We start from the raw sequence: 14,015 nt of genomic DNA on the forward strand, positions 1-14,015 counted from the left end.
TAAAAGTTTAACAAATTCCAATCCGGAATATGCGAAGAATGATAATATTGATGGTAAATAAGACGAACCTTAGCTTACGAAAAAACTGAATTTAGCGATGGCTCTTTAGAAGTCGAATATATGATAAGTATAAGTTTGTAAGCCAGCGAATTCCATCAGGGCTATAGGGTAAATTGCTTGATTTATTGTCTATAAGCCGGATACATGACTGCATTCGATTTTTTTGCTGTTATATATTATTTTTTTCTTGCATTGTTGGGTAGGTCCATACATGGGTAGGTCCATACATGCTCTTATCTGCTATATCCTGATTTAATACCTCATTTTTATCTTTGAGTTCAGTATAATGAATACCTAGATAATTAATTTGAGGATATTTATCTTTAAGTACATTTTGCACTGAAATTAGATTTTTTAAGTGGTCATCGACAAAAATGATATTTTTGTAATTTTTATTTAATTGCTCCAAGAAACCTAAAAGCACTTTCCCTTTATCTGTTTTGTTCGTGAATATAACACGAGAGATACATTTAGGAAAGTCCTCCTTTAATAAATCACCATTATCTTTAAAATGATATTCAAGAGACTTTAAGCGTGATAAATGAAGTTGTGCTTCATTCTGAACGATACCATAGTTCCCACTGCTGTTGGCCGTAAACCCAACAATAGTCATTTTTTGAGCATCAAGTTTGTTAACAAAATTTGGCATATCCGGAGAAACCAATTCAACCTTAATAGAAGACAAAATCTGACTAGTTAAATACTCAGCCATCGGTACTTTACGCCCATTAAGTGCAATCTCTTTTCCTTGGAAATCTTTAAAGATGGCTTTGAGGTGTTTTGAGCGATAATTGTCTTTTTCGCCCACATATCTCAACACGCTATCCCGTGGGACAAACAGCACATAATCGAGGTCAAATAAAATAAGAGTGTTTTCGCCATCAAATTGAGAAGTATATGTTTTAATCTCGTTAACCGAAGATGCTTGTACAATTTGAGCATTTGCTTCAAAAGCGAAAAAGCCCATGAACACCATAAATGCAATCTTGATATATTCAAATAATTTGAAGAATTGGAGCGTAAAACAAGAGGTGAGCGGACTAGGCGTAGTAAACCGTTGTTCGTACGTGAATTCTCCGCAAGTATTTGCAAAAGCCAATTCTTTAAAGCAGAAGAGTATACCCAATTTAATTTGGTTCAAGTAATTTTTCATCGTTACAAAACCTATCTTGATGATGTCTATTTTTAGTCACCATTTGGATGAATGGTATCCCAATACACTTCTACTTCTTGCTATAAAAACTTAGTTAACCTTTAAGGGAGTGCCTATGAGTTTTAAACATCTAAATTAACTACATTCAAAGCATTTGCTTGAATGAATTGTCTTCTAGGTTCAACAATATCTCCCATTAATGTTGAAAAAATCACCTCGGCACTATCTTGTTCATGTACTTTAACTTGCAGTAAAGTTCTTTTTTGTGGATCTAATGTTGTCTCTCCTAACTGATCAGAATTCATCTCTCCAAGACCTTTAAAACGTTGAATAGATATACCTTTTTTACCATGTTCTAATATATAATTCAGCAAGATACTAGGTAACGTAATCATAAATTCCTGATTTTTGATCAACAACTTTGCTTGTCCAATAAATAAATTTACAAGTGGGGTAAATGCTTTAGCTAGCTGAATAAATTCAAAAGACTCAAGCTGTTCTTTTGATAAAATTTTACTTTCTTTTATCCCCCGAACAAAACGAAAAAATTCTATATTATTTGCGTTAACTATAAACTGCCAGTCTGTCTTATCAGGTGTGATATCACCAAGATTTAAAATATTTAAAGCCTGATTTATTTCATTCGTTTTATTTTCATCAAATATTTGATTACCTAATAAATCTTTTATAGCTAGACATTCTGCAATTTGCCTATTAAATTTTTTGCTTACTTGGTCAAGTAACGTAGTGAACCTAATAACCGCCTTTATTACCCCCTCAAGATCATTACCAATGATCTCTGCCCCATTATACAACATAATTGTTGCATCACTAATAGTAGATTTGATTAAATAATCTTGCAGAGCTTGTTCATTTTTTAAGTAAAGCTCGTTATTACCTTTTTTTATTTTATATAAAGGCGGCTGAGCTATATATAGATATCCTTTATCAATTAATTGACGCATATGCCGGTAAAAGAAAGTAAGTAATAAGGTTCTGATGTGCGAACCATCAACATCAGCATCAGTCATAATAATTATTTTATGATATCTTAACTTCTCCAAAGAAAACTCTTCATTACCAATAGCAGTGCCAAGAGCTGTTATTAGAGTCCCTACTTGCTCAGAGTTTAACATTTTATCAAATCTAGCTCTTTCAACGTTTAAGATTTTACCTCGCAGTGGTAAAATTGCTTGAAATTTCCTATCTCTACCCTGTTTTGCTGTACCACCGGCAGAATCTCCTTCCACAATAAATAACTCTGAAAGAGCAGGGTCTTTCTCTTGACAATCAGCAAGTTTTCCAGGTAAGTTAGAAATTTCGAGAGCCGATTTCCGACGAGTTAATTCCCTTGCTCTTTTTGCTGCTTCTCTAGCAGTTGCAGCTTCAATAATTTTATTAATAATTATTTTTGCGTCACTAGGATGTTCTTCAAACCATTCCAAAATCTTAGTATATACGGCACTTTCTACGATAGGTCGAACTTCAGAACTAACTAATTTATCTTTAGTTTGTGAAGAAAACTTAGGGTCTGGTACTTTTACTGATAAAATACATGAGAGACCTTCTCTCGTATCATCACCAGTGAAATTTACTTTATTTTTTTTGTTAAGCTGAGTATTCTCAATATAAGTTGTGACAACTCTAGTAAGAGCGGCTTTAAAGGCAATAAGGTGCGTACCACCATCACGCTGCCTTATATTATTGGTAAAGCATAAAATATTTTCATGATATGAATCATTCCAATTCATAGCTAGTTCGAAAGTAATCCCTGTTGCTTGGTTATTAGTATTGAGTGCTATACATTTATGTAATGAGGTTTTGGCTCTATCAACATACTTGACATAAGCTTCTACACCACCAGTGAAGCAGAATTCTACTTCCTGTTGTTCAGAAAAACGATGATCCTTTAATAATATCCTTACACCGGAATTTAAAAAGGCTAGTTCTCTAAGCCTATGCTCTACAGTAGCAAAATTAAATTCGATCGTACTAAAAGTTGTAACAGATGGAAGAAAAGTAATTTCAGTGCCATTCTTCTCTGATGAATTTCCTTTCAGTAACAATGGTACTTCAGTAGCACCATCTCTGAATTTTATAAAATACTCCTTATTAGCCCGCCAAATTTTAAGTTCTAACCATTCTGACAGAGCATTTACCACAGATACACCAACACCATGTAATCCACCAGATATTTTATAAGAATTCTGATCAAACTTGCCTCCAGCATGCAGTTGAGTCATAATAACCTCGGCTGCTGATATACCTTCTTCATGAATATCAACAGGTATCCCACGTCCATTATCACGCACTGTTACAGATCCGTTTGCATTTAGTATTATTTCAATTAAGTTACAATAACCAGCTAAAGCTTCATCGATTGCGTTATCAACAACCTCATAAATCATATGATGTAATCCTGAACCATCGTCAGTATCACCAATATACATACCGGGTCTTTTTTTTACTGCCTCAAGACCTTTTAAAACTTTGATGGAGTCAGCTCCATATTCTAATTCTGCTATTGATTGTTGTTGATTAGTTGACATATTATAACTGCTCGTAAATGAAGAGTTGGGTAGACGAAGGTCAACTTCAAGAAGAGCTAGGAGTGTCAAAGTCGAGCGGCGGAGCGTACATTAGTACGTGAGCAGCGAAGATCTTTAGACACGACGACGCCAATTCTTGAAGTTCACCGAGTATACATAAAATGAAAGATAAAGAATAACTATACACCAAAATTACAGCAAGTGTATAGTTTTCAAGTAGTTTACCCCAATTTTGGATAAGAATTAGTTAATTCTTATCCCTAATTCGCGTGTAGTTTGTTAAAAATGTTACCTTTTTCGTACTACACCTTGGTTTTTACTACTACTATTTTCAAGGACTACTTTCATAGCATTTCCTACTTGTAATAGTTCAGACAACGATTCTAACGGGGTTCTTAACGATGTAAGGTTTTTCAAAAAATATGCTGGTAGAATATTTTTTGTCTTATCCTTAACTAAATTCGCAAAAGATGTGGTGATTTTTTCCCTGTCAGGTATTAATTTGACTGTTTCTTGTATTTTTGACTTAATAATCAATATATTTTTGGCTGCTTTTTGGCAATATCCTAACTTCTCAAGAATGCTTTTATTGGGATCTAATGCAGCAATGAGGTTTTCTTTTATGTGAGATAATTCGGTTTCAATTGATTTTTTTAGATCTTTTCCTTGATTAGGTATATTTCCAAGGATTTTAGTCATACCTTTACGTAGAAGGTCAACACCTCCCATTATATCATCCTTAGTATGAGGGATTTCTTCAGATAAGTCAATAAGTTTTTTAAAAGATTTTTTTTCTTTTGGATCTTGTACAACCAATTTATTAATTTTCTTCAAAGAGTCAATATCTAGCCCTAATTCTGCTACAGCTACAGGTGACACCCCTGCTATTTCTGTGATTTCAACAATCTGCGTAGCTTTGGAATATTTTTCTTTAAGGTTTGTACTTTTTTCTATTTCGGTTCGTTTTTCTCTAACTATTTCTAGTTTTTCTTGCCAATTCTCTACTGTCTTAGTTAGATTTTCAGTACTGAGAAAAGATTTTACTGAGTCTAATAAGCCACTTCCCTTGAGTATTAAACCAACTACAGGCATTTGTACAGCTATTATACCAACTAATAAATTACCTAAATAATCAACTATATCTTTTGACGCTCCAGGATACAAGTTATCTAGTTTATTTTGAAACTCCAAAATACTTTCAAGAACTTTTATTATTAGCTCAATGAAAGCATCTTCAAAGAATAATATCTCTTCCTTTACCTGTTGCTGTTCATCAATGTACTTTTCTAATTCATCTAAAGAATTACCTACTGTTTCTCTGAATGATTCAGCTATTTCTCGTTCCCTTTGTTGATCTTCTGAATCTAGAAATATGTTATATATACAGTCAACTCTTTTTTTAATAGCTCTTAAGTTCCTAGGAAACGTTTTGAGTGTTTTCATAGAATCAAACTTTAACTGTTCTATAGCACTAGCAATAGAAGCATTTGATAAGATAGTGGGTAAAGCGACTTTTGAAAGGAAAGAGTATATGTTAGGCATAATAGATAATTGAATTATATTAAAATTTTTAAATTATTACTCAAAATAATACAAATAAAAACTACACTTTAAAACTGTTATATTGCTCTGACAGTTAGTTTTTGATATGTTATAGCTACTTGATTTGATCTGATTAAATATTTTTTAGCTATACGTGCTAGCTTTATCACAACAAATCAAGTTTTAGATCAAGAATACCTTTAACTTCTTGCATAAGCTAGCAAAATTTTTTAACATAAACATATTTTTAGAAAACCAATTATGCATAAATTCCTATACTTCGCCGTTATCATTTTACTAAACTATTCAGTTTATGCTGTTAACTTATCTGATGCTCTAACTAGTGCGTATAATAATAATGGTGAGTTACAAATCAATAGGCAGATTTTTTTAAATGAAATTGAACAGTTCTCTGCAGCTTTTTCAGGTTTTATGCCCAGTGCGTCTTATAATATTGATTCTGCTATTAATACGAATAAACCGAATAGTCAATATGCTACTTCTACTAAAAAAGAGCTGAAATCACAACAGGGAGCTTTAGTAATAGAGCAGCCTATATTTAGTGGTGGGAGTAGTGTTGCAACTTTGAAAGCCGCCCAATCAGCTTTTAGGGCATCACGTGCTAAATATTATGCAGAAGAACAAAAAATTCTTCTTAACCTAATAAAAACTTATCTCGATTGTTATGAAACAAAAGAAAAATATGAGATTTCTGAAATTAGTGTAAAAGCTAACAAACAGCAATTAGAAACCATTGAAGAAAAACTAAAATTAGGTGAGGCAACATCAATAGATTTAGCTAGTGCCAAAGCTGGTCTTGCAAAAGCTGAAACTGAGAAGTTAACAGCATATGCTAATTATCAAGCAACAAAAGCAAGCTTTATTCGAATGTTCGGTATAGAAGCAAGTGATATTGATATGCCTCCTATACCTGATAACTTACCTACTTCATTAGAGGATTTAATGCAAAGAGCGATAAATGTTAATCCTAACATAGATAGTACAAGACATAGTGTTAAAAGTCATAAAGCTAGTGAACTGGCAGCAAAAGCTGAACTTTTACCCAAGGTAAGCTTTAAAGTTCAATCTGGTAAAACCCATTACACTCCAGAAAGCCTATCTAATACCAATAATAGAAGTACTACATCTGCATTATCAGTTAATATACCTATTTATTCTCACGGGGGTAGCGAATATTCAAGAATTAGGAAAGCTAAAAATAGTACTAGGAGTGCAGCTATTCAACTTGATGATACAATAAAACAAATTAGGGCAAGTGCTATTGGTAGTTGGGAAGGATTTGAAGCAGCAAAGTCTAAAATTATTGCCACATCACAAGGTGTAGAAGCTGCTCAAATAGCTTACGATGGGACAATACAAGAAGAAATTGTTGGTTCTAAAACAATCTTAGACGTTTTAACTGCTGAAGAAAAATTACATAGTGCTAGGGTGTCAAAAGTTGATGCACACAGAGACTCTATTTTAGTAGCTTACCAAATGAAATCTTTAATTGGGGAATTGACAGCAAAAAGCTTAAAATTGAAAGTTAAATATTTTATTCCTGAAGATGAGTTTAAAGGACTCAAGAAGAAACTTATTATAGGTTTTTAATGAGTAAAGATCATAAAAAAAAACAAGATATGTCAGTTGAAGAGATATTGAAATCAATTAAAGGAATGATTGATAGTCGTGGTATAGTCAATTCAGCAGGATTGGGTAGCAAGAGAGATGGAGCGACGCCTATATGCAATAGGCGAGCGATCGAAGACGACGCTACCGACTTCTCCTCAATTGACTATAGTAATCAATCTAACGATGATGAAATACTAGAATTGACAAATATAGTAGGGGATGAGGCAAATAAGTTAGAAAATAATAGGCATAGTGAACTAGAAGAGGAACTATTGCAGACATCCTTGGTATCCGATAAATCTGCAGCAGAAACTACTAAGATTTTCCAGCATTTCTCGAAAACAGCTCAGGAGATTAGTACAAATGCTTCGAACCCTACGGTCAAAACATTAGAGGATATAATTATTGAAATGTTACGACCACAATTGAGTCAATGGTTAAATAAAAACTTACCTTTATTAGTAAAACAATTGGTAGAAAAAGAAATTCAAAAATTAATACCAAATGATAAAAAATGACTTAGTGGAGGATATCATTTGTGTTAGTTTTAACAGGGGAATTTAAAAGTTTGGCTATAAGCATACCCCCCACAACTATTGAAAGTTAAAAAATCGTCTATTATCGAGGAGTCGCATAGGTGTCATTGCGAGGAAGCCGCTGAAAGCGGCGACGCGGCAATCCAAGATACGCGAAGCGTTACTCTAAAAAAACAGCTTTGCTGTTTACCTAGATCGCCACGGCGTCTATCGACGCCTCGCGATGACGGTTTCTTAACTTTCAATAGTTGTGGTGGTCTCGCTAATAGACGTTTTGTACTTTTCTGCAATTTTTAAATGCTATACACGCGAATTTGGGATAAGAATTTGTCAATTCTTATCCCAAATTCGGTAAAATTATCGAAACAATCAGATTTGAGACGGCTCTGCATCTGATTGTTAAATTAATATTTTGCTAAAAACATGATTTTAAAAAATTAAAATCATGTTTTTAGCTTTAGAAAGGTTTAAAATGCATTCGTACCAGCCGCTTCAAGAATGCATTTTTCTGATATTCTAGCCAGTTCTGGATTAAAATTTTTAATTTTAATCCAGAACTGAAGTTTATATAATAAATTTAACGTGAGAATAATTATAAATGTACTTTAACATGGAGAGTAAGGAGATTATCTTAGGTAACAAATTTTTTATAGTCCTAATAACTATCTTTTTGTTTATGGATAAGGCTGATGCTGCTCCACCACCTCTTCCCCCAGCATTGCCACAATTAGAAAGTGATAAAATGAATCAACAGAAAGAAGAGGCAGGTTCTTTGCTGGAAAAAATACAACAATTTATGCATTCTAAGAAAATTGATAATGAAGTATCAGGATCAAGCAAACCATCATCCACACCACAAGATACTAATAATGAAGAAGGTGAAACAGATTCCTTCATTGATTTAGGGAATAATAAATTACCAACCTTAGAAAATACAAAAGAATTGGATCAATTAGATAAACATCTGTACCAAAAAATTGATTTAGATACACCTAGTAAGAATGACAGTAATACCAACAAAGATTCTCCTACTCTTCCAACAACTGAGGTTAAAGATGCTGTACCTATTAAGCCACTTGATTCATCTGCTCAGTCTAAACCTCAAATAGATATTCCGAGTAGTAATAAGTCTGAGCCACAAGCTACTGTACCTTCTGTAACTATACCTGATAAAGAGAAAGATCCAGTAATATTACAGCAGCCAAGTAATGCAGATAATAAAGAAGTGGTTGCTCCTAATCTAGATATATTGCCTTCTTCGCAAGAAAAAAAGCCTGCTTCACCGCAAGTAACTGCTCCTATAGTACCAATAGTATCACCTAAGGAAAATACTGAATCTAAAGTGACTAAGCCTCAAACTCTTATCCCAGTATTTGTAAAAAAGGATAAGCAACTAGATGACTCTAGTAAAACTGCCCTAGAGAAAGATACCATAGAGAGAGATAGGAATGTAATCAAAGAAGTGCAAGAAGTAAATAAGTATCAACCTCATCAATCTGCAATTACAAAAGATAAAGCTAGCACCATCAAAGAAACATCGCCTAAAATAACTGAATTTGTACAAGATGAAACACAAATGTTACTTTTACCAAATGATGATGTAGTATTGGGAGAGCTTACAGAAGAGGCAAGATTAGAGCAAATGGATATGTATTCATTTATTCAAATGTTTAAGAAAATTTATGATAGTGACAATAGAAAGCAGCAAAGAAAGATGATAGATAATTTTATTAGATTTCTTTCGAAACTCGCTTATGCTGAGGGATTTGAAGGAGACGCGGAACCTCGACCCGCAGCGTACTCTAATGTACGTGAGGATTCGAGTACCGCATTGACGTACAAATCACCAGCAGAAGTAGAGTTTCGAAAGAAGTCTATTGATAATTATGATAGTGATTTCCATACTACTATAGTAAGTGATGCAACGGATAGAGCATTTGAGGCAGTTAGAAAAAATAATTTATTTGTTCTTAGGGTTCTTTTGGATAATTATCCAATCATCCAAAGAAGGGGGAATGATAATTATACTCTTTTACATGAAGCTGCAGAAACTAATAATTACTATATAGCAAAACTGTTAATTATGCGTGGTATAAACATTAAGGCTACTAATTATCATTGTAGAACGGCATTGGACATCTCTGATGAACAAAATAATAATGTGGGCTGTTTGATAATGAAAGCAACAGCAAATTAGTTTACTCACCTTACGCATAACCCCTATGGCAATTCAAAAATTGCAGAAAAGTACAAGACGTCTATTAGCGAGACCACGTGAGTGTAGTGGCAATCCACATTTATTGGATTGCTTCGTCGCCACCAAAGTGGCTCCTCGCAATGACTCTAGGCTATTTTCCCTATAACTTTTAAATGCCATGCGTAAGGTGAGTTAGTTTATTTTTGCTAATCTAGCACTATGTCTTCCACCTTCAAATTTAGTCGTTAAAAATTTATCGATCATTTTACAGGCTAGTTCCTCATTGGGTATTTTAGCTCCTAACACTATTATATTAGCATCATTATGAGCCCTTGATCTTTCTGCCATAAATAAGTCAAAACATAAAGCTGCCCTTATTTCAGACGTACGATTTGCGGCAATTGACATACCTATGCCAGTTCCACAAATTAAAATTCCCAAAGGAGCTACATTTTCTAAAATCCCATCAACAACTTTTTTAGAATAATCTGGATAATCCACTATTTCTTGATTGTAAGTACCACAATCAAGAATAGATATATTTTTATCGTGTAAATAACTGATAATTTTGCTCTTGAGTAAAAATCCGGAGTGATCACTGGCTATTATAAGATCGTAAGTTTTCATAATTACTTAATTTTGATAAAAAAATACTAGACTTGATTCTATATTAAAGTTAGTTTATTGCATAATAAAATTGCAAATTTTTTGGTAAGTTATGAAGAGTAATATAGTTTTTGTCTATTTTATAGTCTTTTTGATTTCTGGATGTAGCACACAACCTCCAGCCCCTATTGAGTATAATCATGGAAAGGATTTTACTAAAAAGTCTACAACCATCAATTCACCAACTACAGCATATTCTAAAAATAAGAACATATTAGAAAGCGATGAAGATGAAATAATAAGTAGAGAAATTGATGAGAAAGAAAAAGATTTTGACGCTCCAACTGGTTTCTTAAAAGATCGTAATGCCATAGAAACTGAAAATCGAGACGACGTAATAATAGTTCCAAAAGTGAAACCAAATGATAGTAAGCTAATCTACCATGAGGTGCAACAAGGAGAAACATTAGTATCAATAGCAAATGGTTATGGTCAGAAGGTTGAAGAATTAGCTGAGCTAAATAACATATCTGCACCATATCATCTTAATGAATCCCAAATTATCACAATAAAAATTAGTACTGAGTTATTAAATAAAAAAAATCAAGAAAGTCTTGTAAGAAAAACGAAAAATGCTGTTCAAACTAATACACCAAAATTTATCAAACCAATTGAAGGTAAAATTATTATCAAATTTGGTGAACAAACATCTAAAGGAAAAAGCAAAGGAATTAATATTGCTGCAGACGAAGGAACTGCTGTAGAATCTATTGCAACAGGTCAAGTAGTGTTTGCAGGTAATGATACAAAGTTTGGTAACTTATTAATAATAAAGTTAGATAATAGCGACCTTTATGTTGCTTATGCTCATTTGCAAGACCTACTTGTTCAAAAAGGAGCAAGAATTTCACAAGGCAAGATAATAGGACATGTAGGGAGTACTGGAGATGCTAAATATCCTCAGCTACATTTTGCTATTCGCGAGGGAAAGATAGCTGTTGATCCGCTGAAATATGTAGACTATAAAAAATAATGAATAGGAATACAATAACAATTGTTATGTTTTTAAGAATTGATTAATAATAAGTTTCTTAGGAACTCACACTTGATACGTTCTACGATCAAGTTCATAATGGAAGAAACAGGATTGAGTGATTTGTTTCCTAGAAGGAGCGAATTATATTAGGAACTATAGGACAAATTAAGTTGATTTATTAACTATGAGTCAAATACGTAGCTGTATTTGTTTTTTCTACTATTGATATTTTCTTCTTGCACTATCTATGTTAAGTCTATAACATAAGTAAAAAGGTTCTGATAAACAAATATAGAGAAATAATATGATTATTAACACTATGTTGATAGAACAACTTGCTGCAGAGGCTTTTTGGTTCTTTGTATATAAGTATGATATGCAAAGTACAGGTTTTCCTGACTCTATAGATGACATTCCTGACTTGATGTGGTCTAGGGAGATTGCTAGGAAAAAATTAATACAATTAGGAGAAGCAGATGAAGAAAAACTAGTAGAACGACTCTATATGTTGGTTGCAAATGTAATTGCTACTCATGGGAAAGAAGAGAAAAATATTATTGGTACAATATATGTTGAAGACTTTAAAGAGTGTAAAGAAAAAGATTTCCCTTATACACATCTTATTACACAATTAGTTAATGATTCTGATGAAAATTATGATTTAAAAATAAAAGGACAAATACCACATGTTGGTACATTACTACTAAGAACTACTTTCCCTTCTGGGGTGTTATTGAAAGAAATTCCTGTAAAATCAAATTTATTAATTCCAAATACAAACAATGCATTAGGATTTAAAAAAACGATGGTTCTAATGCCAAAAAGTATATCAATATTACCTGATAATGCCTACGGTTATCGGGCATTTATTTCAGGTATATTTTGTATTTCTACCACAAAACCTGCAGATACTATTTGGCATAAAATTATTCCAAATAGTATTTGTTCCCTTGAAACACAAAAGTTTTACATATCCAAATGATTTGAGTATATACTTGTTACTCTATATTTTCATGCTTTCTTATTTTTATCATCTAGCAAGAATCCTCCAATTTGTGCATCCCACAGAGTTTTATAGATTCCTCCTTTAGTAATTAACATAGTATGAGTGCCATCTTCTACAATTTTGCCACGCTCGAATACTAAAATACGATCCATATGCAGAAGTGTTGATAAACGGTGAGCAATGACAATAGTTGTAGCATTAGTAGTTTCCAAAACTTCATTTATAGATTTTTGAATTAGGGCTTCAGTTGGTGAGTCAAGTGCCGATGTTGCTTCATCTAAAATAAGGATGGGAGCATTTTTTAAAATAGCCCTAGCGATTGCAATACGTTGCCGTTGTCCGCCACTTACCTTTACACCTCGTTCACCAACTATTGAATGGTAACCATTAGGCATTCTCTCAATATCATCATGTATTTTAGCTTTTTTACAAGCTTCTTCAATCTCTTGTAAAGTAGCATCATATTTAGCTAGCTGCAGATTCTCTAGAATAGAACGATGAAACATCGTAATATCTTGAGGGATTACTGAGATATTGCTTCTTAGCGACTCCTCCGTTACCTGTGAAATATCATATCCATCTACAAAAATATATCCGCTTTGTAAATTGAAATATCTAAGCAAGCATTTAATTAAAGTAGTTTTTCCAGCACCTGATGTGCCAACTATACCGATCCTTTCTCCAGGTTTGATGTGTAATGTAAGATTGTCAAATATAGTACTTCCACTACTATAACGGAAGGTTACGTCTTGATATTTAATATCACCTTTGACACGAGGAAGCAACTTAGCATTTTCTGCATCAGTAACATCTGAGATAGTATGAATAAAGTTAAATGAAGATTTGATGGCAGCAATCTTAGGATTTATGGAAAATATTATACTGTCTAATAACTGATCAATCGCCCACTCAATGTTAAAAGTAATCGCTATAGTAACTGCAAATTCACCAGCTGTGATTTGTTCAGTTTTGTATAAATATGCCAACAGCCATATTTGGGCTGCTGCTAGTATAGTAAGTAATATGGAATCGATCAAATCTACATAATAAGCATCATACTGCCTAGTTTTTCTATCCCAGCCTTTCCATTTATCAATGGCAGGAAGGAGTTTTAATTTCAGCTCTGTCCAAACATTGCCAATAATTTTAATACCAGAAATATTGGCAACAGAGTCATTGATAATGCCTACTGCTTCTTGTCGTGCCTTAACATATTCTTCTTGCAGCTGTCCTTGTTTTTTTAATAAAACTGACATTATTGGTACATACACAACAAGAAAAGCAATTACAACCCCTGCTATTTTATAATTCATCATGAACAAAAATATTATGCCACTTACAATAGTTACAAGCTGTACCAAAGAACGATTGAGAACAGTAATTATGGTTATAATACCGTCTTGAAAATCAGTGATTTTACTGGCAATTTCTCCTGATAAATGAGAATCAAACCAATGTAAAGAGTGTCTGATAGTTTTGCCATAAGTGCTTTCGATGATTTCTGCAAGCATCGCTGGCTTGTATTTAATATCAAAAAGCCTAACGATAAAAAACGTACCGTGATTCATCATTTTATATAATACAAACAACCAAAGAAGTAGGGTAACATCTATTTTTGGATCTTTGGCAATAGTATCAATAATTTCTTTAATTTGATAGTTAACGAACATATTAAACAGTGAAGCACCAATGGACATA

Annotated in this window: 10 protein-coding genes; 5 read left to right on the forward strand and 5 right to left on the reverse strand. The window is 33.1% G+C overall.

What is annotated here, in order from left to right; translation table 11 throughout:
• Positions 1-229: 229 nt before the first annotated feature.
• From AAHN03_RS04865 to AAHN03_RS04875, 3 genes are all read right to left on the reverse strand, one after another.
• Positions 230-1,036, reverse strand: a complete 807-nt coding sequence (locus tag AAHN03_RS04865) for a DUF2608 domain-containing protein (RefSeq protein WP_342278308.1) — start codon at positions 1,034-1,036, stop codon at positions 230-232.
• 299 nt (positions 1,037-1,335) lie between these two features.
• On the reverse strand, positions 1,336-3,762 hold the full coding sequence (gene gyrB, locus AAHN03_RS04870) for a DNA topoisomerase (ATP-hydrolyzing) subunit B (RefSeq protein ID WP_342278309.1): 2,427 nt from the start codon (positions 3,760-3,762) through the stop codon (positions 1,336-1,338).
• A 288-nt stretch (positions 3,763-4,050) separates the two neighbouring features.
• Positions 4,051-5,304: a hypothetical protein gene (locus tag AAHN03_RS04875; RefSeq protein WP_342278310.1), complete on the reverse strand. Its 1,254-nt coding sequence runs from the start codon at positions 5,302-5,304 to the stop codon at positions 4,051-4,053.
• A 261-nt stretch (positions 5,305-5,565) separates the two neighbouring features.
• On the opposite strand from AAHN03_RS04875, the gene AAHN03_RS04880 reads away from it, so the two are divergent.
• From AAHN03_RS04880 to AAHN03_RS04890, 3 genes are all read left to right on the forward strand, one after another.
• Positions 5,566-6,915, forward strand: a complete 1,350-nt coding sequence (locus tag AAHN03_RS04880; RefSeq protein WP_342278311.1) for a TolC family protein — start codon at positions 5,566-5,568, stop codon at positions 6,913-6,915.
• Positions 6,915-7,454 (forward strand): DUF2497 domain-containing protein, encoded by a 540-nt coding sequence (locus tag AAHN03_RS04885; RefSeq protein WP_342278312.1) that lies wholly within the window; start codon positions 6,915-6,917, stop codon positions 7,452-7,454. Before AAHN03_RS04880 ends, AAHN03_RS04885 begins: the two co-directional genes overlap by 1 nt.
• Positions 7,455-8,070: 616 nt before the next feature.
• Positions 8,071-9,669: a palindromic element RPE1 domain-containing protein gene (locus AAHN03_RS04890; RefSeq protein ID WP_342278313.1), complete on the forward strand. Its 1,599-nt coding sequence runs from the start codon at positions 8,071-8,073 to the stop codon at positions 9,667-9,669.
• 192 nt (positions 9,670-9,861) lie between these two features.
• On the opposite strand, the gene rpiB is transcribed toward AAHN03_RS04890, so the two are convergent.
• A complete protein-coding gene (gene rpiB / locus AAHN03_RS04895; protein WP_341747329.1) occupies positions 9,862-10,296 on the reverse strand; it encodes a ribose 5-phosphate isomerase B in 435 nt (144 codons plus the stop codon).
• 91 nt (positions 10,297-10,387) lie between these two features.
• Here rpiB and AAHN03_RS04900 point away from each other — a divergent pair, with 91 nt between their 5' ends.
• Positions 10,388-11,308, forward strand: coding sequence for a LysM peptidoglycan-binding domain-containing M23 family metallopeptidase (locus AAHN03_RS04900; RefSeq protein ID WP_342278314.1), 921 nt, complete (start codon positions 10,388-10,390; stop codon positions 11,306-11,308).
• Positions 11,309-11,615: 307 nt separating this feature from the next.
• Positions 11,616-12,293, forward strand: coding sequence for a hypothetical protein (locus tag AAHN03_RS04905; protein WP_342278315.1), 678 nt, complete (start codon positions 11,616-11,618; stop codon positions 12,291-12,293).
• Between the two features lie 29 nt (positions 12,294-12,322).
• Here the strand turns inward: AAHN03_RS04905 and AAHN03_RS04910 are convergent, their stop codons facing one another.
• Positions 12,323-14,014 carry an ABC transporter ATP-binding protein gene (locus AAHN03_RS04910; protein ID WP_342278316.1) on the reverse strand — a complete coding sequence of 564 codons (1,692 nt, stop codon included), beginning with the start codon at positions 14,012-14,014 and terminating at the stop codon, positions 12,323-12,325.
• Between the last annotated feature and the right edge of the window lies 1 nt (position 14,015).

The sequence above is a fragment of the Candidatus Tisiphia endosymbiont of Myopa tessellatipennis genome, assembly GCF_964031105.1.
GTDB lineage: Bacteria > Pseudomonadota > Alphaproteobacteria > Rickettsiales > Rickettsiaceae > Tisiphia.

What these genes read in the sequence shown, in the direction of transcription:
- AAHN03_RS04865 (WP_342278308.1), bottom strand. Translation starts at nt 1,036, where the DNA reads ATGGTGTTCATGGGCTTTTTCGCTTTTGAAGCAAATGCTCAAATTGTA.
- gyrB (WP_342278309.1), bottom strand. Translation starts at nt 3,762, where the DNA reads ATGTCAACTAATCAACAACAATCAATAGCAGAATTAGAATATGGAGCT.
- AAHN03_RS04875 (WP_342278310.1), bottom strand. Translation starts at nt 5,304, where the DNA reads ATGCCTAACATATACTCTTTCCTTTCAAAAGTCGCTTTACCCACTATC.
- AAHN03_RS04880 (WP_342278311.1), top strand. Translation starts at nt 5,566, where the DNA reads ATGCATAAATTCCTATACTTCGCCGTTATCATTTTACTAAACTATTCA.
- AAHN03_RS04885 (WP_342278312.1), top strand. Translation starts at nt 6,915, where the DNA reads ATGAGTAAAGATCATAAAAAAAAACAAGATATGTCAGTTGAAGAGATA.
- AAHN03_RS04890 (WP_342278313.1), top strand. Translation starts at nt 8,071, where the DNA reads ATGTACTTTAACATGGAGAGTAAGGAGATTATCTTAGGTAACAAATTT.
- rpiB (WP_341747329.1), bottom strand. Translation starts at nt 10,296, where the DNA reads ATGAAAACTTACGATCTTATAATAGCCAGTGATCACTCCGGATTTTTA.
- AAHN03_RS04900 (WP_342278314.1), top strand. Translation starts at nt 10,388, where the DNA reads ATGAAGAGTAATATAGTTTTTGTCTATTTTATAGTCTTTTTGATTTCT.
- AAHN03_RS04905 (WP_342278315.1), top strand. Translation starts at nt 11,616, where the DNA reads ATGATTATTAACACTATGTTGATAGAACAACTTGCTGCAGAGGCTTTT.
- AAHN03_RS04910 (WP_342278316.1), bottom strand. Translation starts at nt 14,014, where the DNA reads ATGTCCATTGGTGCTTCACTGTTTAATATGTTCGTTAACTATCAAATT.